This window comes from Mixta sp. (assembly GCF_024610815.1).
In the GTDB taxonomy this organism is placed as follows: Bacteria; Pseudomonadota; Gammaproteobacteria; order Enterobacterales; family Enterobacteriaceae; genus Mixta; species Mixta calida.
Map to the genome: position 1 here is coordinate 1 of NZ_JANION010000038.1, position 2,503 is coordinate 2,503.

The following is a 2,503-nucleotide window of genomic DNA, read 5'->3' on the forward strand; positions in this document are numbered from 1 at the left end:
AGCCCATTTCAATTGCCAGGCCGATTTCACCCAGCAGCTCGCCGCCGTTGGTGCCGACAACCGCCCCGCCGATAACGCGATGGGTTTCTTTGTCGAAAATCAGCTTAGTCATGCCGTCAGCGCAGTCGGAAGCGATCGCACGGCCAGATGCCGCCCACGGGAAGGTGGCGGTTTCATAGCTGATGCCTTTCTCTTTCGCTTCTTTCTCGGTCAGGCCAACCCATGCCACTTCCGGCTCGGTGTAAGCAATGGACGGAATGACTTTCGGATCGAAGTAGTGCTTCTTACCAGCGATAACTTCTGCCGCCACGTGGCCTTCATGCACGCCTTTGTGCGCCAGCATCGGCTGACCGACGATATCGCCGATAGCGTAGATGTGCGGCACGTTGGTGCGCATCTGCTTATCAACGCGGATAAAGCCGCGCTCGTCCACTTCCACGCCCGCTTTGCCAGCGTCCAGGTTTTTACCGTTCGGCACGCGACCGATAGCCACCAGCACCGCGTCGTAACGCTGCGCTTCCGCCGGCGCTTTTTTGCCTTCCATGGAAACGTAGATGCCGTCTTCTTTCGCTTCAACCGCAGTCACTTTGGTTTCCAGCATCAGATTGAATTTCTTGCTGATGCGCTTGGTGAAGACCTTAACCACATCTTTGTCGGCAGCCGGGATCACCTGGTCGAACATCTCAACCACGTCAATCTCTGAACCCAGCGAATGGTAAACGGTGCCCATTTCCAGACCGATGATGCCGCCGCCCATGACCAGCATGCGTTTCGGCACTTCTTTCAGCTCCAGCGCAGCCGTAGAGTCCCATACGCGCGGATCTTCATGCGGAATGAAAGGCAGCTGAATTGGACGTGAACCCGCCGCGATAATCGCGTTATCAAAATTGATGGTGGTCGCGCCGTTTTCGCCTTCGACAACCAGCGTATTCGCGCCGGTGAATTTACCCAGACCAGTAACAACTTTAACTTTACGCCCTTTCGCCATGCCAGACAGACCGCCGGTCAGCTGGTTGATGACTTTCTCTTTCCAGGTGCGGATCTTGTCAATGTCGGTCTTCGGCTCACCAAATACGATGCCGTGTTCCGCCAGCGCTTTGGCTTCTTCAATGACTTTCGCAACGTGCAGCAACGCTTTAGAAGGGATACAGCCGACGTTCAGGCAAACACCGCCGAGGGTGCTGTAACGCTCTACTATTACGGTCTCCAGACCTAAATCAGCGCAACGAAAGGCTGCAGAGTAGCCTGCAGGACCTGCCCCAAGTACCACGACCTGGGTTTTAATCTCTGTACTCATCATGACCTCTTAATTGACTATCCGGCGGTCAGACGTCACTTTCCTGATTCACAGTACGCCCTTCATCCACCGGGACGCGTTCACCGCAAGAGTTTACAGAATTGTTAACAGACTGCAAACCGCTTCGGCTCCGTAAGATCCCATTTCCCGCATTTCAGGCAGGTTCAGCGGCGATAACCTGACCTGTGAGAAGGCCGGCATAAGCCGGCCTTATCGTTGTTACATCACCAGACGGCGGATATCGCTCAAGGTGTTGTTGATGATGGTGATGAAACGCGCACCATCAGCACCGTCGATCACGCGGTGGTCGAAGGAGAGAGAGATCGGCAGCATCAGGCGCGGCACGAACTCTTTACCATTCCAGACCGGCTCCATCGCGGATTTGGACACCCCAAGGATGGCCACTTCCGGCGCGTTGACGATCGGCGCGAAGTGGGTGGTGCCCAGGCCGCCGATGCTGGAGATGGTGAAGCAGCCGCCCTGCATTTCGCCAGCGGTCAGCTTGCCATCACGCGCTTTTTTGGAGATGGTCATCAGTTCGCGCGAGAGTTCAATGATGCCTTTTTTGTTAACATCCTTGAACACCGGAACCACCAGGCCGTTCGGCGTATCAACCGCCACGCCGATGTTAATATATTTCTTCAGCGTCAGCTTCTGGCCATCTTCAGACAGCGAGCTGTTGAAGCGCGGCATCTGCTCCAGCGCGGCAGCAACGGCTTTCATAATGAAGACAACCGGGGTGATCTTCACATCCAGCTTACGCTTCTCAGCTTCGGCGTTCTGCTGTTTACGGAACGCTTCCAGCTCGGTGATGTCGGTTTTGTCGAAGTGCGTAACGTGCGGGATCATCACCCAGTTACGGCTCAGGTTGGCGCCAGAAATTTTCTGGATGCGGCCCAGCTCGACTTCTTCAATTTCACCGAACTTGCTGAAGTCCACTTTCGGCCACGGCAGCATGCCCGGCAGTCCGCCGCCGCTTGCCGCAGCAGGTGCAGACTCAGCGCGTTTCACCGCGTCTTTCACGTAAGCCTGAACGTCTTCTTTCAGAATACGTCCTTTACGGCCGGTGCCTTTCACCTTCGTCAGGTTAACGCCGAACTCGCGCGCCAGACGACGAATAACCGGCGTGGCGTGAACGTAGGCGTCGTTCTCGGCAAATTCGTCTTTGCCGCTGGCTTTCGCGGCGGCCGGAGCCGGAGCCGCTTT

The 2,503-nt window shown here is 56.1% G+C and carries 2 protein-coding genes; both read right to left on the reverse strand.

The genetic code is table 11. The features are described from left to right. A partial coding sequence (gene lpdA, locus MYY08_RS02190) for a dihydrolipoyl dehydrogenase (RefSeq protein ID WP_288012845.1) occupies nt 1-1,297 on the reverse strand: 1,297 nt, incomplete at its 3' end. A gap of 219 nt (nt 1,298-1,516) precedes the next feature. After that, nucleotides 1,517-2,503, reverse strand: a 987-nt coding sequence (aceF, locus tag MYY08_RS02195; protein WP_288012848.1) for a dihydrolipoyllysine-residue acetyltransferase, incomplete at its 5' end; no start/stop codon positions are given.